The organism is Synechococcus sp. CBW1107, from assembly GCF_015841355.1.
Lineage (GTDB): Bacteria > Cyanobacteriota > Cyanobacteriia > PCC-6307 > Cyanobiaceae > Regnicoccus_A.
In genome coordinates this window covers 832,251-853,760 of record NZ_CP064908.1, presented here as the reverse complement: position 1 = coordinate 853,760, position 21,510 = coordinate 832,251, and the positions used below count along the sequence as shown (strand labels likewise).

At 62.7% G+C, this 21,510-nt stretch carries 22 protein-coding genes; 13 read left to right on the top strand and 9 right to left on the bottom strand.

Going from position 1 to position 21,510, the window contains the following annotated elements; all coding sequences use genetic code 11:
* The first annotated feature begins 1 nt into the window (after position 1).
* Complete coding sequence (locus I1E95_RS04555; RefSeq protein WP_231594865.1) at positions 2–451, top strand: hypothetical protein; 450 nt, start codon at positions 2–4, stop codon at positions 449–451.
* Positions 452–643: 192 nt separating this feature from the next.
* Here the strand turns inward: I1E95_RS04555 and I1E95_RS04550 are convergent, their stop codons facing one another.
* The gene (locus tag I1E95_RS04550) at positions 644–1,900 is read right to left on the bottom strand and encodes an IS256 family transposase (RefSeq protein WP_197161565.1); all 1,257 of its coding nucleotides are present in this window, start codon (positions 1,898–1,900) and stop codon (positions 644–646) included.
* Positions 1,901–2,867: 967 nt separating this feature from the next.
* Between I1E95_RS04550 and I1E95_RS04545 the strand changes: the two genes are divergently transcribed.
* Both I1E95_RS04545 and I1E95_RS04540 read left to right on the top strand, forming a co-directional pair.
* On the top strand, positions 2,868–3,605 hold the full coding sequence (locus tag I1E95_RS04545) for a hypothetical protein (protein WP_197165848.1): 738 nt from the start codon (positions 2,868–2,870) through the stop codon (positions 3,603–3,605).
* Between the two features lie 239 nt (positions 3,606–3,844).
* Positions 3,845–4,687 (top strand): DUF5677 domain-containing protein, encoded by an 843-nt coding sequence (locus tag I1E95_RS04540; protein ID WP_231594864.1) that lies wholly within the window; start codon positions 3,845–3,847, stop codon positions 4,685–4,687.
* A gap of 52 nt (positions 4,688–4,739) precedes the next feature.
* Here I1E95_RS04540 and I1E95_RS04535 read toward each other — a convergent pair whose 3' ends face one another.
* Both I1E95_RS04535 and I1E95_RS04530 read right to left on the bottom strand, forming a co-directional pair.
* A complete protein-coding gene (locus tag I1E95_RS04535) occupies positions 4,740–5,591 on the bottom strand; it encodes a GIY-YIG nuclease family protein (protein ID WP_197165845.1) in 852 nt (283 codons plus the stop codon).
* Between the two features lie 147 nt (positions 5,592–5,738).
* On the bottom strand, positions 5,739–6,872 hold the full coding sequence (locus tag I1E95_RS04530) for a hypothetical protein (RefSeq protein ID WP_197165843.1): 1,134 nt from the start codon (positions 6,870–6,872) through the stop codon (positions 5,739–5,741).
* A gap of 193 nt (positions 6,873–7,065) precedes the next feature.
* On the opposite strand from I1E95_RS04530, the gene I1E95_RS16795 reads away from it, so the two are divergent.
* The 7 genes from I1E95_RS16795 to I1E95_RS04500 all read left to right on the top strand — a co-directional run bounded on the left by I1E95_RS16795 (position 7,066) and on the right by I1E95_RS04500 (position 13,890).
* On the top strand, positions 7,066–7,575 hold the full coding sequence (locus tag I1E95_RS16795) for a transposase (RefSeq protein ID WP_231594670.1): 510 nt from the start codon (positions 7,066–7,068) through the stop codon (positions 7,573–7,575).
* The gene (locus tag I1E95_RS04525; protein WP_231594669.1) at positions 7,572–8,630 is read left to right on the top strand and encodes an IS3 family transposase; all 1,059 of its coding nucleotides are present in this window, start codon (positions 7,572–7,574) and stop codon (positions 8,628–8,630) included. Before I1E95_RS16795 ends, I1E95_RS04525 begins: the two co-directional genes overlap by 4 nt.
* A gap of 272 nt (positions 8,631–8,902) precedes the next feature.
* Complete coding sequence (locus tag I1E95_RS04520) at positions 8,903–10,492, top strand: DUF4055 domain-containing protein (RefSeq protein ID WP_197165841.1); 1,590 nt, start codon at positions 8,903–8,905, stop codon at positions 10,490–10,492.
* Between the two features lie 16 nt (positions 10,493–10,508).
* The gene (locus tag I1E95_RS04515; RefSeq protein ID WP_197165839.1) at positions 10,509–11,006 is read left to right on the top strand and encodes a hypothetical protein; all 498 of its coding nucleotides are present in this window, start codon (positions 10,509–10,511) and stop codon (positions 11,004–11,006) included.
* A 3-nt stretch (positions 11,007–11,009) separates the two neighbouring features.
* On the top strand, positions 11,010–11,894 hold the full coding sequence (locus I1E95_RS04510; protein WP_197165837.1) for a LysM domain-containing protein: 885 nt from the start codon (positions 11,010–11,012) through the stop codon (positions 11,892–11,894).
* Between the two features lie 131 nt (positions 11,895–12,025).
* On the top strand, positions 12,026–13,252 hold the full coding sequence (locus I1E95_RS04505; RefSeq protein WP_197161492.1) for an IS256 family transposase: 1,227 nt from the start codon (positions 12,026–12,028) through the stop codon (positions 13,250–13,252).
* A gap of 311 nt (positions 13,253–13,563) precedes the next feature.
* Entirely contained in the window at positions 13,564–13,890 is a 327-nt protein-coding gene (locus I1E95_RS04500; protein WP_197165835.1) for a LysM domain-containing protein, read from the top strand.
* 13 nt (positions 13,891–13,903) lie between these two features.
* Here I1E95_RS04500 and I1E95_RS04495 read toward each other — a convergent pair whose 3' ends face one another.
* The 3 genes from I1E95_RS04495 to I1E95_RS16790 are packed head-to-tail and all read right to left on the bottom strand — an operon-like array spanning position 13,904 to position 15,476.
* Positions 13,904–14,707 (bottom strand): DUF429 domain-containing protein, encoded by an 804-nt coding sequence (locus I1E95_RS04495; RefSeq protein ID WP_197165833.1) that lies wholly within the window; start codon positions 14,705–14,707, stop codon positions 13,904–13,906.
* Positions 14,704–15,093, bottom strand: a complete 390-nt coding sequence (locus tag I1E95_RS04490) for a PIN domain nuclease (protein ID WP_197165831.1) — start codon at positions 15,091–15,093, stop codon at positions 14,704–14,706. Before I1E95_RS04490 ends, I1E95_RS04495 begins: the two co-directional genes overlap by 4 nt.
* Positions 15,090–15,476 (bottom strand): type II toxin-antitoxin system VapB family antitoxin, encoded by a 387-nt coding sequence (locus tag I1E95_RS16790; RefSeq protein WP_231594863.1) that lies wholly within the window; start codon positions 15,474–15,476, stop codon positions 15,090–15,092. Before I1E95_RS16790 ends, I1E95_RS04490 begins: the two co-directional genes overlap by 4 nt.
* Before the next feature lie 22 nt (positions 15,477–15,498).
* On the opposite strand from I1E95_RS16790, the gene I1E95_RS04480 reads away from it, so the two are divergent.
* Complete coding sequence (locus I1E95_RS04480) at positions 15,499–16,383, top strand: hypothetical protein (protein WP_197165829.1); 885 nt, start codon at positions 15,499–15,501, stop codon at positions 16,381–16,383.
* A 256-nt stretch (positions 16,384–16,639) separates the two neighbouring features.
* On the opposite strand, the gene istB is transcribed toward I1E95_RS04480, so the two are convergent.
* Positions 16,640–17,503: an IS21-like element helper ATPase IstB gene (istB, locus tag I1E95_RS04475; RefSeq protein WP_304623244.1), complete on the bottom strand. Its 864-nt coding sequence runs from the start codon at positions 17,501–17,503 to the stop codon at positions 16,640–16,642.
* Positions 17,500–18,867, bottom strand: coding sequence for an IS21 family transposase (istA, locus tag I1E95_RS04470; RefSeq protein WP_197163956.1), 1,368 nt, complete (start codon positions 18,865–18,867; stop codon positions 17,500–17,502). The genes istB and istA overlap by 4 nt, the downstream gene beginning before the upstream one ends.
* Before the next feature lie 53 nt (positions 18,868–18,920).
* Between istA and I1E95_RS04465 the strand changes: the two genes are divergently transcribed.
* Complete coding sequence (locus I1E95_RS04465; RefSeq protein WP_197165827.1) at positions 18,921–19,154, top strand: hypothetical protein; 234 nt, start codon at positions 18,921–18,923, stop codon at positions 19,152–19,154.
* 460 nt (positions 19,155–19,614) lie between these two features.
* Positions 19,615–21,237 (top strand): FAD-dependent oxidoreductase, encoded by a 1,623-nt coding sequence (locus I1E95_RS04460; protein ID WP_197165825.1) that lies wholly within the window; start codon positions 19,615–19,617, stop codon positions 21,235–21,237.
* On the opposite strand, the gene I1E95_RS17235 is transcribed toward I1E95_RS04460, so the two are convergent.
* Positions 21,234–21,371 carry a hypothetical protein gene (locus I1E95_RS17235; protein ID WP_370594575.1) on the bottom strand — a complete coding sequence of 46 codons (138 nt, stop codon included), beginning with the start codon at positions 21,369–21,371 and terminating at the stop codon, positions 21,234–21,236. The genes I1E95_RS04460 and I1E95_RS17235 overlap by 4 nt on opposite strands.
* Positions 21,372–21,510 lie beyond the last annotated feature (139 nt).

Here is a 21,510-nt window from a genome sequence, read left to right as displayed (position 1 = left end):
GATGGTGAGCGAGCCGATGGTGTCCGCGGTGCGGGAACTTCCCACGCCATACCTACCGGCGAGTCCAGGGGCTGCCGTGTTGGCACCGGATGTGGTGCAGCTGGTGCTGCCGATCACGGTGGTGCTGGTGGGCGATGCCGCTGGCGCAGAGCGGATGCTGCGGCAACGGCGCTACCACCGGCCGGCGTGCCATGCCCGAGCACAGCAGCTGGAGATCAACCTGCAGACACCGGCACGTCACCCGCCCAGAGGCCAGGGTCAGCGGCCTCAGCGCTGCAGACCCCGTCGCCAGCGCCCGGTGCGGCCCCATGCCGCTGTCGATGCCCTGGCGCTGGAGCACATGGATCTGGCCGAGAAGATCGCCGGCAACTTCGCTCGCCGCACCGTCCATCCCAAGGAGGACTTGCTGCAGCTCGCGATGATCGGGCTGATCAAGGCAGCGCGCCGCTAGGTAGCGCCCCTCCGAGTGGTGTAACTCAGGAGGTCCTGTGACCCTCTCCGGAGGGTGAACAGGAGCAGTCAGGGGATGACTGCTTGGAAGCTGATTGCGCAGCTCCATTGATCCATTATGAACCCTGATCGCTGAATTGGCAACTCAGCGATCGATGTGTTCTGTGTAGATCGAGGTAGAAGCTGGTGCGCTTCAGCTGATGGTTGCAGCCGGCTGGGCGTTCGGATCTGCATCGGTGAGCTCCAAGGGCTCTTCTGGCTCTGGGATCTTGGCCATGGTGGCCTCAGAGAAGAAGCGGCGACGCTCCAGCTGCCATTCCTCCTGCTGCTCCAGCAGCTGGCTGCCCACCAGGCGCACGATCGCTGGATCATTGGGGAAGATGCCGACCACGTTGGTGCGGCGTTTGATCTCCTTGTTGAGGCGCTCGAGCGGGTTGGTGCTCCAGACCTTGCGCCAGTGCTCCTGGGGGAAGTGCAGGAAGGCCAGCACGTCGTCCCGGGCGGCTTCCATCACGGGCACGGCGCCGGGGAACTGCTTGCGCAGCATCTCGGTGACCCGCTGCCAGTGGGCGCGCACCTGATCTGGAGCCTGGATCACGAACACCGCTTTCATGGCAGCGGCCACCATGTCCTGGCCGGCCTTGGGCACATGGCTCAGCAGGTTGCGCAGGAAGTGCACCCGGCACCTCTGCCAGCTACTGCCCTGGAACATCCGCTTGATCGCTGCCGTCAGGCCCAGGTGGGCATCCGAGATCACCAGGCGGGTGCCGTCGAGGCCACGCTCCTTGAGTGAGCCCAGGAACTGACGCCAGAAGCCCTCCGCCTCGCTGTCGCCCACGGCAATGCCGAGAACTTCGCGGTAGCCGAGGGCATTGATGCCGATCGCCACCACCACCGCCCGCGACACCACCTGCATATTTCGGCCCAGGCGGCCGTGGAGGTAGGTGGCGTCGAGGTAGACGTAGGGAAAGCGGGCATGGTCAAGCGGCCGGCCCAGAAAGGCTTTCACCTGCTCATCGAGCCCCTGGCAGATGCGGCTCACCTCCGATTTGGAGATGCCGCTGGCCCCGCCCAGCGCCTCCACCAGGGCGTCGACCTTGCGGGTGGAGATCCCGCCGGTGTAGGCCTCCATCACCACGGCGTAGAGCGCCTTGTCCACCCGGCGGCGTGGCTCCAGCCAGCTGGGAAAGAAGCTGCCCTGCCGCAACCTGGGAATGGCCAGGCTGAGGTCGCCCACCTGGGTGGTGAGCAGCCGCTCCCGGTAGCCGTTGCGATGGGTGGAGCGCTGATCGGGGCAGCGCTCATGGAGTTGAGCGCCCGTGAGGGCAGAAACCTCGGCTTCCAGCAGGTCCTGGAAACCCCGGCGCACGATCTCTGGGATCAGGGCGCCAGCGGTGGTGCCCTCCATGAGCTGGCTCAGCTCGGAGGCGCCACTATGGGTGAGGGTCATGGTCTGTGTTCGGTTTGGTGGTAGTTCTCCGAACAGGGTCACAGACCGGCCCACCCATTGCCACAGCTGAAATCTGAGGGAGGTGAGCCGTCAGCCCCGGCTACGCCGGGGCTGATCCTCCTGAGTTACACCACTTGCTGGGACGCCGCTACGGGTTCCTGCTGAAGGTTCCACCGACATGGCGGGAAATTCATGCTCGGGGACAGCGGTTGTTGACCTCAGGAGTAGGCGTGTGCGATATGCTGGAGCGAATAGGGATCAGCCGCGTGCAGTGGATTCAGATCGTTGATGCTTGCTCAGTACGGGTGGTTGCTTTTCCAGGGCACCTCGAAAAATAGCCTCTACCAAGACGGAGCACTCAAGCTTGGCCTGTCGGGGCAATGAGTCTCAATTGCCGGATCCCGCAGATACCGAGTTTTTCGAGGTGCCCTCCAGTCGAATGATCCCTGTTCCTGGGGAGTGGACAGCAAAGGATTAACAACTAAAGTTAAATATGCAATGCGGTCCACCAATGGGAGACAGTGCGCGAAGGCCAGGTCAATCTGGCTGCATAATGCCCATGCCTCGATGCTTGCAATAGATAAATTACAATCCGATCTCAATCAGACATTCACCCGTTGAGACAATGTTCTCGATAAGCCCCCTGCTTCCCAAGTCATGCGCATGTAAGGTGAAACCACGGTTGTCCCCATGCTTCTTAAGGAGCAATCAGACAGCCTGATAATTTGCAGCAATAGTCGAAAAATCTAGCAATCCGACTAGGGCGCGCTCTCGCAGTCTCCTTGACTACAATTGAGCAAGGCTATGATGAACCCCATCGCAAAACCGGCATGAAAAGAGAGGCATCTCTTCAGCTTATGGTTGCCAAGCGAATGTTTATACAGGGTGTCGAGCATGCGTGTTCAAACAATAAGTTGTTATCGGGCATCGCAATCTCGCTATTCCAAGACTCAATAGAGTTGGCCTCTTGGCCGCAATCAACAAGAATGACATTGATCCGGGAAAGCGCACTTGCGACTTGAATAGGTACATCGAGCTTCTAGAGAAAGAAGACATCGAAGTCCCGTTTAAGCAGCGAATACGCCAGATCAACAATACTCGGATTCAGTTTAAGCATTATGGAGTATGCCCTGATCCGTCAGAGGCCTTAAGATTTGAGGAGGCTACAAAGGCTTTTCTGAATCAATTTCTGTTGCAGTGCTTTGACTTAGAAATTGAACAAGTCTCGCTTTGCAGTCTCATCGAGGACGACGAGCTTAGATCTATTTTAAGCCAAGCCGAAGATAATCTGAATTCACAAGATCTTTCTGGCTGCCTGGTGCACCTATGCGCGGCGAAGACAATTATCTTTGCACGGCATGCCAAACTATTGAAGCCTCCACGGACTGGAAGCACTGGTCATGATCAGGGCATCAAGGATATAGTTCAGAACTCCATTAAGCCCTTGGAGACAGTTGCTATTGCCGGAGTCCTTGGCATTAATGCTTTTGAGCTGAGAAAGATATTGCCACTACCTTCTGCCTCTAAAAAGCAAGATGGTGAATGGAATGCCGTTTTTCATGCTCCATTCTGGAACTCTGAGACATTAGCAGATCGTGACTTGGCATTAGAGACTCTGGATATTCTGGTTTCTATCTCCATACGAATCGAGGAGTCTCTTAAGCCTGTTAGATACGGTCGTGAGTGGATGAATGCCTTCTACTAATTCATATTTCTCCCCCATGCTGCCTCACCAGTACGGAGGAGCCAACCGTTCTGGCTTCGGTCTGTCAGCCCTTCAACGCTGCCCCTGAGTGGTAGACAGGCAGCCTGCGGTGGCGCAGCAGAGATTATCGGTGGCCTGACCACTCGAGGGGTTTGTTGGGCTGGCTGATTGTGACGATGATATAAAGGTTAGAGTATAGAATAAACAATCTGCGGTTGTGATTTATGGACCGAGCTCAAGTGTCGCACGAGCTTGACTCTGCAGTAGCCGCAATCCTTGATAGGCTTGGCTCCTGGCTTGATTCAAGAGTCGAAACTAGTGAATGGAGATTACCAGGTTCCAAGGACGAATCCGAACAAGATCAGAAGGTAAGGGTCGTGATATCTTTTTTGCTAAGAGCATATCACGATCTACATGCTGTTAAACATCTGGCCTCTAGTGGCATGGTGGTTCAAGCGCTTGTCATTGTCAGATCTCTCGTAGAAATGGCAATTGACTTGAGATACATTGCTACAAACCCGCTGCAGCTTTCATCCCTCTATGTGGAGCACGAAGGCATCTCCCTGCTTAGAGATGGTGTTGAAATAAGGGATCAAGGTGTGACGCTCCCTCAGCAAGTATTGGATAGACTTGATGGCTTGCATGAGAGAAGTATCAGATTCTATGAGCTGTTATCGCATATAGAAGGAAAGGAAATCCGTAAGGTCCCGGGTGGCTCATGGACTATTCAGGACAGGAAGCACCGAGAGCAGATTGGTCGCGCGACGATTAACGACGGAATCAACCTTTATAGTCTTTATAAATCGCTTTGCGTCTTTGCGCATGGCGAAGCGCGAATGGTCAAAAACTACCTTTGCATGAAAAATGGATCAATGGCATTCAGACTAGGTCCTTCGTGGCATAAGCAACCCTACGCGCTCTATCTCTCTATCTTGGCGATTAGGTCGATTCTGATTGCTGCAATGAGGATTGGAGCCCCAATTCAGAAAGAGGTGTTTGATATCGACTTACAGCTCGACCAAGAACTTATTGATGAAATACTGGCTAGCGGCGGCGCTTTGGAGCAATTTTCAGGCCAATAGATAACGCTCAGCATCAGCGGCGGCGCGCAGCGCCGTCGGCTGGATGCTGTTGTTAGGCCTTTTCATCGAGCTCTTTAAGTGTGATCCCATCCTTGGTCTTCCATTCCGTAAGTCCATTTGCGCCGCCTCCATGCACAGTGGCTGCTGCAGCGCTCGGGCTGGAGAACTCAGCGTCCCTGGTGAAGGTCAAGTAGCCGCCCTTCTCAACAAGGACTCCGTCTGCGATGAGCTTCTTGCGAAGCGTGACCACGAACGGGTGCTGCTGTTGTGCAGACGGCCGGTCTTTCAGCACGGCTGTCGATCCACTGAACACGACGAACCCGTCAGGAGTGCGCTGTCCCCGAGCCTCTGCACCCTTGATGCGACAGATGAGTTGGCCCCCGGACTGGCCCTTGGCGTGCGCCTTCGTGATCGGTGTGAGAAGGTCGGATCCGAGGACGGGCAGTAGTTGACGAATACGACCAAGGAAGACCTCCATGTCTTCGCGATCGGACTCCGGCAGCTTCGAGCCTCCGGCCTGATTCTGCTCAATGGAGAAGCGGCCGACCTGAATGGCTTCGGCCAACAGGCGACTCTCTAGGTACCGAACATGAGCCTTCGTAAGATTCTCGTCCTTGCTGATGAACACAATCGCCGAGACCCAGAACTCCTTCCCCTTGTGCTGCTTTAGCCTGTCACGAATGACCTCTGCCTCGCCAATGTAGGCGTGCGGCCCGTTTGTAGCCGGGTTGGTGCCTGTAAGGATATAGACGCCAGCCTTCTCACACTCTTCACGGGCAACTAGACCGTCCAGCTCAGTACGAGGTGCGGCGAGGGCCTTGCCAGTCCAGTTTGAGATCTCCGCCGTGCGAAGCGCTTTCGCGTCTCCGTGCGGGAGGAAGAGCTTGATAGTTGCTGATGTCACGTGTGCAGCATAGGCCTAGCGCCTCGTATAAGTGGCGCAGGGAGCACATCATAGCAGGCGAACAGAAGCCAGATTCTTTAGTCATCAACACTTGAGAATATACACAGCCCTTCGCCCATTCCATGCTTACGATATGTGCCCACGCAGCTACTGTTTCTGAACCGTATCGATAAATCCCTCGAAGACGCCGAACAGTTGCTTCAGATTCTGCTCCTCGGCGAAAACCTTGAGAGGGATTGATGGACGCCTATTGATGGAATTCTTCGGCAGCGATACGCCCGCAATGGCATTCAACTGCTGGAGTAACTCCAAGCGCTTCACCTCATCATCGAATGGTGGCTTCCTCGCATACCAATAAAAGTAGATCTCGATGCTACCTGCTGTCCATACGGCAAACATCGGGTGGTGAGCCCCATCATGCTGGTAGACGGGGATGAAGGAGCCAAGGCGCTGCCCTTTGCCCCACCACACGTACTCCGTGCGTGGGCGTGCCCACTCCAGAATGCGACGTGCCACAGATACTTCTACTTCCGAGCATCTATCAGCCAAGTGGTGGAAGAAGCTCGGCTCGTCCCACTGACGCTTCTCGGCAGTGGGCGTACCTTTACGCTGCTGAGCCTCTGCAGTTTGGCCGATGAGCGTCGGGACAAGCGTGCGCAGACCCTCTCCGGTGTACTGTTTGATCTCCACGGCCAGCACTTCCGCTGGATCCATCTGCTGATTGAGGAACTCCACAATCCTTCGCAGCTCTGAGGGGATCTCATCGGCTACAAAGACGAGCCGAACCTTTCCTGCCTGGAGATTAGTCTTTGCCTGCTGCCAGAAGGTGCTTGGCTCATCTTCTGGGCCGAGGAAGCTTGCCAGTTCTTGCTCAGGATCGAGACTGCGGGCGGTACATGTTGATTCGAACTGCGCCCGAAGATGCTCGACGGGCCAGTACACCACGGCGTTGGCTGCGTAGTCGAGCATCTGGCTCACCACCTCGCGACGAATCCGGGAATCGGTGCTTCGCTTCACCTCAACAAGCGTCGGGATCGCATCCTGGTCCAGGAAGAGATGGTCAATGGACCAACGCCCAACACCCCCTTCCTCCCCCGGAATGCCCGCTTCGCGCGCAATAAGAAGCCAGCGCCGGGGGGAGGACCGATCTATCTGGTCACCTGCGAGCAAGCTCGGGTGCGTTGCAAGCAGACGCTGGAGTAGATCCTCGGAGTCGTACAACTCCTCACGGAGCTCCACCAGCTGCTCTCCACCGTCGATCAGAAAGATGGTTCGATTCACAAGAGGCTGAAGAGAGGGTAGAACGTGTTGTTGCGCCTAACGCTAAATGGGCGGACCCTCGCTAAGAGGTAGCCGGGCCCTTCGTTGTCCATATAAGAAGCCAATGCAGATCCTGCATAGCTTCTCCTCCCCCTGCGTCAGGAAAGTTGTCCGCTCGGTCTGACCCATCCACCAGGGGGCCAAACCGACGACCATGAAACCGACCTATGACACCGCTGTGCGGGACCAAGTCCGCCAGCGCATGAGCCCGCCAAACCGGGAGAGCGTGGCCGAGATCGCCCGCTCCACCGGGATCACGACCCAGACCCTCTACAACTGGCGCAGCCAGTGGCAGAAGCAGGGTCAGCTCGTGCCAGCCACCACCAAGCCGCCGGAGCAGTGGAGCGCTCTCGACAAGCTGGCCGCTGTGATCCAGGCGGCCGGCCTGAGTGGCCCTGATCTCGGGGCCTTCTGCCGTGAGCGGGGCCTCTACCCCAAACAGCTTGCCCGCTGGCGGCAGGCCGCCGAGGATGCCAATGGCCCCAGCGCTCCGAGCATGGCTGATCAGCGAGAACTTCAGCGTAAGAATCAGGAGCTGATTCGCCAGAATCGCCGCTTACAACGCGAATTGGAGAAGAAGGAGAAGGCTCTCTCGGAGGCGGCAACACTGCTGATGCTCTCAAAAAAGCTCGATCAGCTGTGGCCACGGGACGAGGAACAATGATCCCGCCAGAGGATAGAAGCCAGCTGATGGAATTGTTCCGAGAAGGTCTCAAAGAAGGGGCTTCTGCCACGGCGATTGCAGATCTGATCGGTATCTGCTCACGCACGCTACGGCGCTGGGGCATTGCGTTCCAGACACATGGATTCAGCCAGGATCGCCGCAAAGGATCTCCACGGAATGTGGCGCACCGATTCACACCAGAAGAGCGGCAGCGCTTAATTCACATCGTCAATGATCCGCGATTCGCGGACCTCACTCCCGCCCAGATCGTGGCCATCCTTGCCGAGGAGCGAATCTATGTGGGTTCAGAGTCCACGATTTACCGCATCATGCGGCAAGAGGGTCTGCTGAACCACCGTGGCAGAACCCGCCTGCCGCGTGAGCCCAGGGAGGTTCCGGTGTTGGAAGCAACGGGCATCCATCAAGTACTGGCCTGGGATATCACCCTCCTCCCCGGCCCCGTGAAGGGGCAGTTCTATTACCTCTACATGGTGATGGATGTATGGAGCCGGCGCATCCTCGGCGCAGAGGTGCATGAGCATGAATGTAGCGAGTTGGCCAGCGCATTCTTTGATCGTGTCTGCCGCGATGAAGGGATCAGCAAGGAGACTGCTGCGGTCCTGCACTCGGACAATGGCGCCCCCATGCGCTCATTCACTCTGGCGGCCAAGATGGCGGAGCTGGGGGTGTCGCTTTCGTTCTCGAGGCCACGCGTCAGCAATGACAACGCCTATGCCGAGTCGTGGTTCCGCACGATGAAATACCACCAGAGTTATCCGCTCAGGCGATTCCGGGATCTGCTTTCGGTGAAAGCCTGGGTGGATGGCTTTGTCGAGTGGTACAACGCTGAGCACCGGCACAGCGGCATCAAGTACGTGACGCCCAATCAGCGCCATTACGGCCAGGCTGACGCGATCTGCGCCATCCGCCAACAGACCTATGAGGAAGCTCGGCAGAGGCATCCTCAGCGCTGGAGCCGGCCACCCCGCAACTGGTTACAGCCACAGGTTGTGAGCATCAACCATCCGCGACCGCAGAAACCTGTGGCTGCTTGACCCTCAACAATCCAGGCCCCCGTGGCTGTCCGATGGCGCCCCTCCAAGGGCGCGATCGGCAACAGCCGCGATCAGGGGCCGGACGCCCCAACCCCGACCGAAGACAGCCATCGATGACAACAACACCCCGGCCGTGCGGCCCCTGAACCTCAACTCGCAGTACAGTCCATCTCGGTGCTCAGCTCAGCACCCCGAGCGGACAACTTCCCTGATAGGTCCCGCCTGCTGCTCATTGCTGCCGCTGGCAAGAGCTGTGACCCCACCAACAGCCAGTGCCCACCACCCGCCGCCGCAGGACAACTACCTCCAGCAGCCCCTCCTCCCCACCTGCGCTGCAGCCCCAAGCACTGGCTGAGCCCCCCTGGCTGGAGCACCCCACCCTCTTTGGCCTGCGGGAGCGCCTGCAGCTGGTCTACGACTGCTGGACCCTGCTGGAGCTGCCTGACGGCACCAGTCGCCGGCCGGTTTATCTCCCCCGCGGCATCGAGGAGCCCGAGACCTGCTACTTCAAGCGACTGGAAGCGGCCCGGCCAACGGGCTTTTACCGCGATGCCCTGCGTACCTACGCGGGGATGCTGTCGAGGTTGGCCTGGCACGAGTTGCCCGACTCCCTGACCCGGGTGGCCACCGATGTGGACGGCCAGGGCACCGACCTGGGGGTGTTCCTGTTCCTGGCCGACCTGCTCACCCTGCGGGATGGCGGCTGCCTGATCTTGCAGCTGCCGCCCCACCACCGCTGGCCCTCAGAAGGGGACCGGCTGGAGGCACTCGCCAAAGGCGACCGGCTCTCCCTGCCCCGCCTGCAGCTGGTGCCCCGGGGCGACCTGCTCAACTGGCGCCTGCCCACCGATGGCGCCACAGGCGCTCCGGCATCGGGGCCGGTGGAGATCGTCTGGCGGGAGCCACGCAGACAGGCCCTGCCGCCCCGGTTCGCCAGCGGCAATGCGGCAGTGCCCACGGTCGTGATCGACGCCCACGGCGGTTTGGTGCCCGATCCGCAGGCCTGGCTCTATCGCAGCCTGTCGGTGACGGATGACGGCCTGGTGCTGCGCAGCTGGCAGGCCAACCCCAACCCCGGCGCGGTCGATGGCTACGACGTGGTGCCGTTGGGTGAGCCGGAGCGGATGCCCCAACGTTTTGACCTGCCGGCCCTCTGGTACTCGGTGGATGGCACCGCCTTTGGCGAGGGCGATCTGCCCCACCTGGGCCTGGCGCACCAGTACCTCAACCACTACCGCTGCCGCAGCGACTACGAAGACCTGCTCTCCCGCACCGCCCTGCCGGTGGGGGTGCGCACGGGCCTGGTGGATGCCTACGGCTTCTGCCGCAGCGACGGCGCCCTTGGGTCGGGTGCAGCCACCGGCGGCGCAGGAGGCCAGCGCCCGCAACGCCTGGTGCTCTCCACCTCCTCCTTCATGGACCTGCCCGAGGGGGCCACGTTCCAGTGGGTCGAAATCGAGGCGCGTTCGCTGGCGGAGCACCGGGCCTACCTGCAGCAGCTGGAAGAAGCCATGCGCCGCGATGCGCTGATCCCGGCCGGCGGCCAGGGCCCGGCCCGCACCGAGCTGGAGGTCTCGCTCACCGCCGGCCAGAGCTTTGCGGTGCTGCAATCGCTGGCAGGCCAGAAGGCCTCAATGCTCAGCACCCTGCTGCGCCAGTGGACTCGCCTCACTGGCGAAAAGCTGGCGGATGTACCCGCCTGCAGCGTGGAGATCTGCCCACTGGTACCGCCGCAGCCGCCGCGGAAACCCCAGCCCTCGGTGCAGGAGTGGCTGGTGTTGCATGAGCGGGGGGTGATCGACGGGGCTGAGCTGCGTCAGCAGCTGGGGCTGGGCGAGCCCAACGGGACCAAAGGCGGCTGAGCTGGCAACGGAGGGCATGACCCAACCTTCCCCACCCACCTGCACCTGGCGCTCCGGCGATACCGAGGCTCTACGCGTCGCCCTCTCCATCCCGGTGACCAGTGCTGCCCTGGCGGCCCTGAACCGGGAGATGGCGCAGCTGCAGACCCACTACCCCACGGGGGTTTGCACCGCCCAGGGCCACCTCGATTCCATCGCGGCGCTGAATGAGCAGCTGGCGGCGCTGACCCCGGCGGAGGTGAACAGCCCGGTGCGCAGCAGACGCAAGGGCGTGGCCGGTGGCGTCGTGCCCAACCCGCTGCCGCTGAGCAAGTTGGCGGTGGTGGAGTACGCCACCGAGCTGCTGCTCGAGGAAACCGAGAGCGAGTGGGACCCCGCGGCCCCTTCACCGGCGGTGGTGCTGGGGAAGCAGCGCAGCCAGCACATCGGCCAGCTGGCGCTGCTGCTGCCAAGGCTGCAGAACTGGCGCCAGTGCAACCCGGACCCCTTCCGGGGATCGCTGGTGCGGGGCTGAGCGATGGAGCAACCCCTCTCGCCACTCAACCAGGGCCTCAACCCCCTGCGGGGTGGGCCGCTCTGGGGCCAGCTGGTGTCTCTGCCGGCAGCTACCCCGGGGATCGACAGCCGGGTGGCCCAGCCCGCGTCTGCGCCCCCTGGGGCTATGCCTCTTTGGCTGGCGCTGCAGCCCTACGCCAACGCTCGCCTCTGCTTATTTGAGGTGGACCGGCCCGAGAGCCGCAACCCCATTCCGATCCGCCGACACGTGATCGACTGCTTCCTGGAGCAGAGCGGCATCGTCAGCGGCTACAACGACACCGCCCTCACCGACCCGGGCGATGTGCTGCTGCGCGGCTACCTCTGCCGGGCGGCGATCCTGCCGGTGAGCACCAGCAACACCTTCGATTGGCTGGCGGCCGAGCTGGACTGGGCCATCCCAGGGTTCCGCGATGAGGCGCCATTGCCCTGGGATCCAGAACTGCTGGGCACCACGGTGCAGGCCCCCTGTCAGGGGGTGATGTGGCTGGGAGACCTGGCCCTGCTCCACCCTCAGGGCGGTCTGCCATCCGGCGGCCGGGCCCAGTTCGCGGGCTGCCAGGTGATGCACTTCGGGGCGGACTACGGCCCGGGCGGCATCGGCCTGCTGCTGCAGCCGCTGCTGGGGGAAGCGATCCAGCTGGTGCTCAGACCCCACAGCGTGCTGGTGCTGCGGGATGGCGACACGCTGAACCTGATCGCTGAGCGCTACGGCACCACGGTGGCCACTTTGCGGCGGATCAACCCCCAGCTGGAGAGCACCCAGACGATCATTGTCGTCGAGGGGGATTCCCTGGCGGTGCTGGCTGGCCGCCATGGCACCACGGAAACCAAGCTGCGCAGGCTGGCGTCCCCGGCAGTGGTGTAAATCCCCAGGGCCTCAGCCCGGCGTAGCCGGGCTGAGCGTCCGCACCTCAGGCGATCGGCTCCACGGCTGACGTTGCAAGGGGTGGGCAGGCCCGTTTCCCTGGTTTGAGAACCACCTCAACCAGACAGACCATGCCCAAGACCCATGCTGCCGTACCTGAGCTGGCCTCGCTACTCGATGGCAGCAGTGCCGGGGAGCTGATCCCTGAACTGGCACGCCACGGCCTGCAGCAGCTGATCGAGCTGGAGCTCGCTGCCTTCCTCGGTGCGGACTGGCACGAGCGCACCGAGGAGCGGCTCGGCCACCGCAACGGCTACCGGCCTCGCACCCTGACCACCCAGGTGGGGGATCTGGCACTGCAGATCCCGAAACTGCGCGCGGGCAGCTTCCTCCCCTCGATCCTCGAACCCCGCCGCCGGGTTGATCAGGCCCTGTACGCGGTGATCATGGAGGCTTACATCGGTGGGGTCTCGACCCGCAAGGTCGATGCCCTGGTGGCGGCGCTCGGCTCCCAGAGCGGCATCTCCAAGTCGCAGGTGAGTCGCATCTGTCAGGAGATCGACCAGCAGGTGCAGGCGTTCCTGGGCCGGCCGCTGGAGAGCAGCGGCTACGCCTACGTCTACCTCGATGCCACCTACCTCAAGGGGCGGCTGGGCAAGGCTCAGCAGGTCTGCTCCCGCGCCGTCGTCGTCGCCATGGGGGTGAACGAGGACGGGCGCCGGGAGTTGCTGGGCCTCAAGGTGGGCGACAGCGAGAGCGAGCCCTTCTGGGCGGAGTTCATCGCCCACCTCAAGGAGCGAGGCCTCGCTGGCGTCAAGCTGGTGATCTCTGACGCCCACAGCGGACTCACCAAGGCCATCCGACGGCAGCTGCAGGGCAGCGTCTGGCAGCGCTGCCGGGTCCACTTTGCCCGCAACCTGCTGCAGTGCGTTCCCAAGGCTCACCAGGGCATGGTCACCGCCGCCCTGCGCAGCGTGTTCGCTCAGGAGAGCGCGGAAGAGATCGAGTCCCGCTGGGATGATCTGGCGGCCTCGCTGGCGGAGCGCTTCCCCAAGGCCGCTGCGCTGATGCATGAGGCCAAGGAGGACGTGCTGGCGTTCCGCCACTTCCCCAAGGACCACTGGCGCAAGATCTGGAGCACCAACCTGCTCGAGCGGGTCAACGAGGAAATCAAACGCCGCACCAGGGTCGTCGGCATCTTCCCCAACGACGCGTCGATCACCCGCCTGGTGGGCGCGGTACTGCTGGAGCAGCACGAGCACTGGCAGCTGGAGGGCCGGCGCATGTTCTCAGCCGAGAGCATGGCGACCATCCCGGAGCTGGATGCCATCCCTGCTCTCCAGGCCCTCAGCACCTGAGAGAGGCAGGACGCAGGCCCCAGGTGATCGAGGCTGCAGCGCCCCCAGAGGGCGCAGCGGCCTTGATCGCAGCCCGGGGGCCGGCCGCTGCCACCTCCAGGCCGCAGAAGTCACTCCAACTCACAACACATCCGCAAGCTGACGAAAGACTTGACAAGTCATTCGTCCTGATTCATCGTGATTGAACGAGGCGCATCTGCACCTCCGGAATGACAGCCCGTCATTCCACCCTGTTCACCCTCTGACTAGGGCATTCGGGCCTCGGGTTTTACACCACGCAAAGGGACGCGGCCCTGCGCAGCCTCAACCCGGTGCTGCAGCAGAGCGAGCCCTATGTCACCGCAGAAGGAGACACGTTGAGCAGCGTGGCGAGTGAGCAGCAGCTGAGCCTGACCCTGCTGCGCCAGTTCAACCCAGAGCTGAGCAGCTGGCCCAGCGAGGAACCGTTGCCGACTGGCAGCACCCTGCTGCTGCCCATCTATCGCTCCACTACGCCGATCCCGGCAGGGATGCAACTGCTGGTGCCGGGTTATCTGCCCTCCACGCCCTTACCTGCTGGGGAGTGGATCTACCTGCCAGCCCGGCGCTCAGGGGGCGTGGCGGATGACCTTGCCGATCTGCCATCGGCAGGGGCCTGACTGCAGCTGACGGTTAGTGCGGACACCAGATCGCGGCCGTGCTGTCGCCCAGGGCGCACGTGCGGCCGCGGAGATGCTCCATCGCCACCCAGGCGCAGACCAGGGCATCGAGGCTGTCTTCCAGGGGTTTGAGCTCCGTCAGCGTCGCCACCGCTGCGGGCTGCGGCAGGGGCTGGTTGATGGCCCCGATCTGCTGCTGCAGCGCGTTTTGAATGCGCTGGAAGTTGGCCAGGAGCTTCTCGATCCGCTGCCGGATTGAGGCAGCAGGCCAGTAGCGAGAGGAGCGGCTGACCTTGTACTCCAGTCGGTAGTCGAGACCCAGCAGGGCGAGCAGGGCCACATGGGGATAGACCTCCAGCACCCCACCAGAGCCATGGCGAGGCGTTGCCGTGGTTTGCAGGGGGTGGCCCAGCTGCTCCAGCTCTGAGCGCAGCCCATCCGCCAGGGCCCCGGGTCTGGCGGTGGTGGGGCTGTGCACCGCGCAGCCCCGGCTGCCGTACTGGATGGAGACCTGCTGATCGGCATTGCGGCGGCCGCCGATGGGCTCGGTGGAGAGGGGCATGTCGATGGCGATCAGATCCACCGGCCGGCCCGCCAGGCGGGCGCTGGCACGCAGCAGTGTCCCCATCTCGGGTGTGCTGCCGCGGTGGCGTGCCTCCCAATCCACCGGGTGGCCCTCGGCGCAGGCCAGAAAGCTGGCGTAACTGGGTGCCACCGCCAGGCAATGCCAGCGCTGACCCTGCTCCTGCACCAGCGCCACCCCGCTGGGCTGATGGGCCGTCCAGGCGGCATCGATGCCCAGCACGGTGCGGCTCATGCCGCTTCCAGACCCAGATGATCGACGTAGGGCTGAAAGTCGCGGTCGCTGAACAGCAGCGGCAGGTTGGCCTCAATGCAGGCGGTGGCGATGATCCCGTCGATCGTCTTGCGCACCGTGATTCCCTGGCGGCGCAGCGTTCTGTAATTCTCTGCTGCCTTCCAGGCGTTGCTGCCACCAAGCATCGGCAGCAGAGCCAAGGAGCGGAACAGTTGCCGGGCGGTGGCCACGTCGCGCTCGCTGCGGAAGCCCTGCATCACCTCCACCAGGATCAGATCGCCGATCGCCAGCGGTGTCACCCCGAGCCATCCATCCAGCCGCTCCACCTCGGGGGTGCTCACCCCATTGAAGAAGTCGATCCAGACCGAGGAATCGACCACGATCACGGCTGATGCTCGGCCGTCTCCATCCCGGCATCGAGCCGTTGGGCGTCCAGATCGCCATCCCAGGCCAAGCGGCCGCGGAAGGAACGGATCTGGGCCTGCTGCTGCAGCTTGACCAGCGTGCGCAGACCGAGCTCCACCGCTTCTCGCTTGCTGCGGGCACCGCTGGCCTGCATGGCCTGCTTCATCAGGGCGTCGTCGATGACGATGTTGGTGCGCATGGGACCCATGGGCGATGTGTAAAGCGTAGGGCGGCTATACACATCCGGGATCGGGCCGGCTGGCAACAGGAAGAGCGAGCGCAGCCCGGACGGGGCGCCCGCAGCACCACAGCCGTGATGGGTGATGCCCTCCTCCTTCTTCTCCTCTGATTCCAGCGTCGCCAACAGCGGCGCTGCTCCAGGTCCCATGGTCCCTCCTGGCCGATGGCAGACCTACCGCCAACAGCAGCAGCAACCCAACCAGGGCCCTACGGGCTCAGCTCCACCTGCCACCGACCCTGACCTGCTCGACAGCGACGGCGCTGCTGACGCTGGTCTGGATGCTGCCGACGGCGACGACACCCTCGACCTCTCCCTGCCACAGGACTCCAGCCCCAGCGACAACGACGACCCCCCTGCCGCTGCTCCCAGCAGTGCTGATCCCCTGCGCGCCGAGCGCCGCCGCAGCAACCAGCTCGAGAAGGAGCTGCGCAAAGCCCGCGCCCAGCTCTCGCGTTTCTCCGAGATCAACCCGGATGAGTACGCCCGCCTGCAGGACGCCGAGCGCAAGCGCGAGGAGTTCGAACGCCAGGTGGGCGAGCGCGAACGCCAGCTCAATGAGGCCAACCTGCGCCGGGTGCGCAGTGTGGAAAAAGAACGCGACGAGGCCCGCTCCCAGGTGCAGAACCTGCGCAAGGAGCGCTTGATGGAGCGCCTGTTCTCCGAGGCCGAGGGCCGCGTCGGCGGCGATGAGCGGGGCACGTTCTTTGACACCTTCGTGACGCTGTGCGGTGGCCACTTCCAGCTCGGCGAGGTGGACGGCCGCGAGCGGCTGCTGCCGGTGGATGGCAAGGGCCAACCCCTCACCGCCGATGGCGTGGCCCTCAGCGACGGGGACTACATGGAGGAGCTGCGCCGCCACCCGGTGTACAGCTTCCTGTTCCAGCAACGCAGCGGCCTCTACTCCGCTGCGGTGCCTGAAACGGGCCATGAGCACGGCGGAGCGGTGAACCTGCAGACCCTGAGTACGGCCGAGCTCTATCTGGAGGCCGTCAAGGGCACCACGCCCAGGGCTGCTGCACCGCGGCGCTGATCACCCTGCCGGTAGCGCGATGGCCTGGTATCTGGTGTTCTGGCGCAACCGATCCACCGCCACGGTGGTGCCGGCCGCCAGCGCCAGCCAGGCCCGCTCCCGTTGTCAAGCGACATCCGGAATTGGTCCTCCGGCGACACGAAATCTGGCCCACTCTGTGAGGCTGTAGCACCGGCTTGTTGACGCCGTGGCCGGCGTCGGTTGGTCTTGCTCATCAGTCGTTGGGAATGGGGGTGGAGGGGGAGGGGCGGGATGCTCATGGGCTCCCTTCCTCCCCGGTGGCGGGGATGGTCCTCACCGCACTGCTGCTCTTGATCAGACCGGAGCGGCGTTTCTCACGCAGGCGGTAGCTGTCGCCCCGCACGGTCAGCACATGGCTGTGGTGCAGCAGCCGATCGAGGATCGCGGTGGCGACGACCTGATCACCGAACACCTCGCCCCACTCCATGACGGGGCGGTTGGAGGTGATCAGCACGCTGCCGCGCTCGTAGCGACGGGAGATCAGCTGGAAGAACAGGTGGGCCGCATCGGGCTCCAGCGGCAGGTAGCCCAGCTCGTCAATGATCAGCAGCTTGCTCTTGCCGTACTGGCTCAGCCGGCTCTTCAGCGCCGTCTGGTTGTGGGCCCGGGCCAGGGTGGAGATCAGCTCCATCGCCGAGACGTACTGCACGGTGTAGCCCTTGCTCACCGCCTCACGCCCCAGGGCGACGGCCAGGTGGGTCTTGCCCACCCCCGGCGGACCCAGCAGCAGCAGGGTGTCGCCGTTGGCGACCCAGCGGCAGGTGGCGAGTTCCCGGATCTGGCCTGGATCGAGCGAGGGCTGGGCCTCGTACTCAAACCCCTCCAGCGTCCGCACGAACGGGAATTTGGCAATGCTCATCGCCATCGCGATTCGCCGCTGGTCCTTGCGGGCGATCTCCGCCGCGCACAGCCAGGCCAACGCCTCGCGCAGGTTCAGCTCCTTGCGGGCCGCCTCCTCGAGCAGGTTGTCGAGCTGGTCCCGGATCGCGGTCAATCGCAGGCGGGTGAGCATGTCATCGAGCTCCAGGGCGGAGACCGGCGGTGTCGTGACCATCAGCTCCTGACGACGATCTGGTTGACCGGTTTTGGCGGGACTCATGCCGCCACCTCCTCGCCCACCTCGGCGGCATAGACCGCCAGGGAGCGGGCCAGTTCTGAGCTGCGCACCACCGGTGCCCGCCGCCGCGTTCCGCCCCCACAGGGCGGGGACGTGGTGGAGGCGGGCCCAACGCAGAGCGCGCCATCGGCTGACGGCAGTGACCGTTCGGCCAAGTCCTGCTGCGGCGCTGGAACCAGCCCGTCCCAATGCCCCCGCAGCACGGAGCGATGACGACGATTGGCCGCCACGCGCCCATGCCGGGCAACAACCCGGCCGCCATGGCGGATCTGCACCTGCTGATCCCCCACCAGCACGCTCACCCGCTGCTTGAGCAGCGCCCAGGGCACGCTGTACCAGTTGCCCTCCACCTCGACGCAGGCGTCGTTGTGGACCACCCGCACCAGCTCCCGTTCCGCCAGGAACGACGGCTTATGGGGTAACGGCTGCAGGGCAGCGGCCTCCTCCCGCTGGAATCGCAGGAGCGGTTGTTCGCCGGTCGTTCCGTGGATGCGAACATCGGCCACCTCCCGGCTCCAGCGCTCCAGGTGCGCTTCCAGCGCCTCCCAGCTGGCGAACTCACGGCCGGCCACCGCATTGGTCTTGACGTAACCGACGCCGCGCTCGTCCTTTCCCTTGGTCCTGGCCCGGTAGGGCCGGCAGGCTTTGGGGAGGAACCCCCAGTAGCGGGCAAAGGCATCGAGCCGTTCGTTGAACACCAGCACCTGGCGAGCCGGATCGTGCTCCTTGACCAGGGCACGGGCGTTATCGAACAGCACCTCGGCCGGCACCCCCCGCCAGTGGCGGAAGGCCTCCTCCATCGCCAACAGCCAGTTGACCTGGCGCTCGTGCCGGTAGGCCCGCACCACCAGCCGCCGCGAGTACCCCAGGGTCAGCACGCACAGGTGCACCTTGGCCCTCTCGCCGGCGATGCGGGCGTAGGTCTCACCGAAATCGGCCTGCAGTTGCTTGCCCGGCGGCGTCTCAAACCGCACCGTTGCCAGGGCAGCGGCCCGCAGCTCCTGCCGCCAGGGCTCCACCGCCCGCTCCACGGTGCGCAGTGACACGGCGATGCCTTTCTCGCTGGCCAGCTCCTGGCGCACCACATCGGCATTGCCGTTGTGGGCCAGGAACCGCTCCTTGAGCCAGTCGTACTGACCATCGAGAACGCCGATCCGTCGGGGTTTGCCGTAGGCCTCCCAGCCGCCCTGCCGCCGGTACTTGCGGACGGTCTCAGGCGAGCAGCCCAGTTCCCTGGCGATCCGCCGCCGGCCCCAGCCAGCTGCGGTGAGGCCAAGGATCGCCTGGACATCCTCTGGGGTTTCCAACGCCGCATCCCGGGAGCTCTGCTCCAGAGGTGACAGCACCGCAGGCTGCGCACTGGCCCTGATCAGTGGCTCGCGGAGGGGGGCCAGATTTCGTGTCGCATCTGGGCCAGTTTTCGCTGTCGCCTGACACCCGTGCCCAGCGCCGACACAAGAAGGGCTATGGGTCGATCGTGGCTGCACGCCGCGCCAATTCAGAGGACTCTCGTCTGATTCGCCGCGGCGTCTGGGTGCGGCGGCGGCGAGATGGCTCCAGCCCTCAGTTCAGCAGCAGCGGCCATAGGACTGCAGCACGGCGCCACCGCAGCCGCTACCGCTCCTGGCTGTAGCTCACGGCTGCAAGCCCCGGCTGTAGGCCAGCCGCACGGGCGACCGTGGGCGACCGTCCCTACCCGCGCCATCCACCAGCGGAGCGGGCACTGCGGCTGGAGAAGCGAGCGCAGCGGGCGGTCGTTCCCCTGGCTGCTGGAGGGCTACCGGTTGCATGCTTCGCAGTCAGCTGTCAGTCGAGCCCACCCGAACCCAGCGAAATCAATCGAACAAAAGAACAATCAAATTGTATTCAACAAGGCGGTATATAGGGTGAACTCGCTGAAACGTAGCCAACGTGCTTGCGAAATCTCCCAAATTCTGGAGATTGAATTATTCACCTGAGACAGTCACGCTGCAGCATTCATGGCATCCGTCGCGCCTCTCCCAACGCTCCAGATCAGAAGCGGTACGACGGAACGGCGAGCTCCATCACTCTCTGAGTAACTTGCAGAAGATGAGCCGACGTTCGTAGCAGCCATGCCAGACGAGACCATGCCCGGCGGAAGGCCATCCCATGTCGTCGTCATCGGAGCCGGATGGGCTGGTTGGGGCGCAGCCAAGGCACTCTGTGAAGCCGGTATTCGTGTCACCTTGATTGATGGGATGCCCGATCCAACAGGCAGTACACCAATCACAACCAAAAGCGGCAAACCTTTCGAAGCAGGCACCAGAGGTTTTTGGAAAGACTATCCCAACATCAATGCCCTAACCGATGAACTCGGCGCTGGTGATATCTTCACTGACTTCACAACCAGTGCCTTCTGGTCTCCCGATGGGTTAGAAGCAACAGCGCCTGTCTTTGGAGAGGCACCCCAATGGCCAAGTCCCCTTGGCCAGATGGTGGCGACAATCACCAACTTCACACGACTACCCATTCAAGACCGGCTCAGCATTGCAGGGCTTCTCTATGCGATGCTTGACCTCTATCGCAGCGACAAGACTTTCCAGAGGTACGACGATCTCGATGCGCAATCACTCTTTGTCAAGCTCGGCATCAGCGATCGGCTCATCAATGAGTTCCTGCGCCCCACCTTGCTGGTTGGCTTGTTCAAGCCGCCCGAAGAGCTTTCGGCCGCGGTCACCATGGAGCTCCTCTATTACTACGCCCTGGCCCACCAAGACTCTTTTGATGTCCGTTGGATCAAGTCGAAAAGCATCGCTGAACATCTGTTTTCGCCTCTGAGTCGAAGGCTGATCTCCCGCCATCATCTGCAGGTTCTTGGGGGAACGTTGGTGAGACGGGTGAATGTGTCGTCTGACTCGCGGCGGGTCAGCTCGGTTGAGGTGAAGAACGTGGCTACCAATGCAGTTCAGGTGATTGACGAGGTGGATGCTCTGGTCTTGGCCGTTGGTGCAAAAGGGCTCAAGTCTCTGATGGCTCAATCTCCAGAACTCAGCAAGGCAGCACCACAGCTTGTTGGCGCTGCTTCGCTTGGTTCCATCGATGTCGTGTCAGCACGTCTATGGCTGGATCGTTATGTTCCAATCGCTTACCCAGTCAACGTGTTCTCCCGCTTCGAATCACTGAAGGGCTCTGGGGGCACTTTTTTCATGCTGGATCAGCTGCACAAGGATGCTCAACAGACTCTCTGGGGTGATGAGCGGCCCCAGGGCTCCGTGGTCGCCAGCGACTTTTACAACGCATCGGCTATCGCAGCGATGAGCGATCAGGAGATCATCGATCGGCTCACGCGCGACCTGCTTCCCATCGCTCATCCAGAATTCACCAATGCCAGGGTGGTTGATTCCGAGGTACGGCGCTATCCAGGCTCGGTGTCGCTCTTTTCTCCGGGCAGCTTTAGAAAACGGCCACCCTTGGAAACCTCAGTGGAGTCGATCGTCTGCGCTGGCGACTGGGTGCGGATGGGCGACAAAGAACATGGAGCCAAGGGCCTGTGTCAGGAACGAGCCTATGTGTGCGGGCTGGAGGCAGGGAACTCGCTGATCAGGCGCAAGATTGTCAACGGTGCCGATCAGTCGCATCCCGTTCTCCCTATTCGGGCAGACGAGCCACAAGTCGTTCTAGGCCGTGCTCTCAACAAGCTCGTGATGGATCCAATCGAAGCCCTTGGTCTGAAACTGCCGTGGTTCAACTCCTAACGAGTGCTGGACTGACGGCTGACCTCATCCAGGGTCCTCTCGCTGGGAGTCCCCCGCTCGTGGAGCAGCGGCTCGATGCGGAAGTTGAGGTCACTCACAATCTTGTATTGCCGCCTGGGTTCCCGTGTCCACACCAGCCAGGTGAAGTTGAGAGCACTGTCTGACAGTGCTGATTCCCGGCAACTCGGGCACGGAGTCGGTGCTGCGGCTTGCGCTGCGCCGGGTTCTGGCGGTGCTGGTTTTGCCGGTGCTGCACTTGCGCGGGCGGCGGCT

Excerpts from the sequence above, each read along its gene's own strand:
- I1E95_RS04555 (WP_231594865.1), top strand. The coding sequence starts at position 2 with ATGGTGAGCGAGCCGATGGTGTCCGCGGTGCGGGAACTTCCCACGCCA.
- I1E95_RS04550 (WP_197161565.1), bottom strand. The coding sequence starts at position 1,900 with ATGACCCTCACCCATAGTGGCGCCTCCGAGCTGAGCCAGCTCATGGAG.
- I1E95_RS16795 (WP_231594670.1), top strand. The coding sequence starts at position 7,066 with ATGAAACCGACCTATGACACCGCTGTGCGGGACCAAGTCCGCCAGCGC.
- I1E95_RS04525 (WP_231594669.1), top strand. The coding sequence starts at position 7,572 with ATGATCCCGCCAGAGGATAGAAGCCAGCTGATGGAATTGTTCCGAGAA.
- I1E95_RS04515 (WP_197165839.1), top strand. The coding sequence starts at position 10,509 with ATGACCCAACCTTCCCCACCCACCTGCACCTGGCGCTCCGGCGATACC.
- I1E95_RS04510 (WP_197165837.1), top strand. The coding sequence starts at position 11,010 with ATGGAGCAACCCCTCTCGCCACTCAACCAGGGCCTCAACCCCCTGCGG.
- I1E95_RS04505 (WP_197161492.1), top strand. The coding sequence starts at position 12,026 with ATGCCCAAGACCCATGCTGCCGTACCTGAGCTGGCCTCGCTACTCGAT.
- I1E95_RS04495 (WP_197165833.1), bottom strand. The coding sequence starts at position 14,707 with ATGAGCCGCACCGTGCTGGGCATCGATGCCGCCTGGACGGCCCATCAG.
- I1E95_RS04480 (WP_197165829.1), top strand. The coding sequence starts at position 15,499 with ATGGTCCCTCCTGGCCGATGGCAGACCTACCGCCAACAGCAGCAGCAA.
- istB (WP_304623244.1), bottom strand. The coding sequence starts at position 17,503 with ATGAGTCCCGCCAAAACCGGTCAACCAGATCGTCGTCAGGAGCTGATG.
- I1E95_RS04460 (WP_197165825.1), top strand. The coding sequence starts at position 19,615 with ATGCCAGACGAGACCATGCCCGGCGGAAGGCCATCCCATGTCGTCGTC.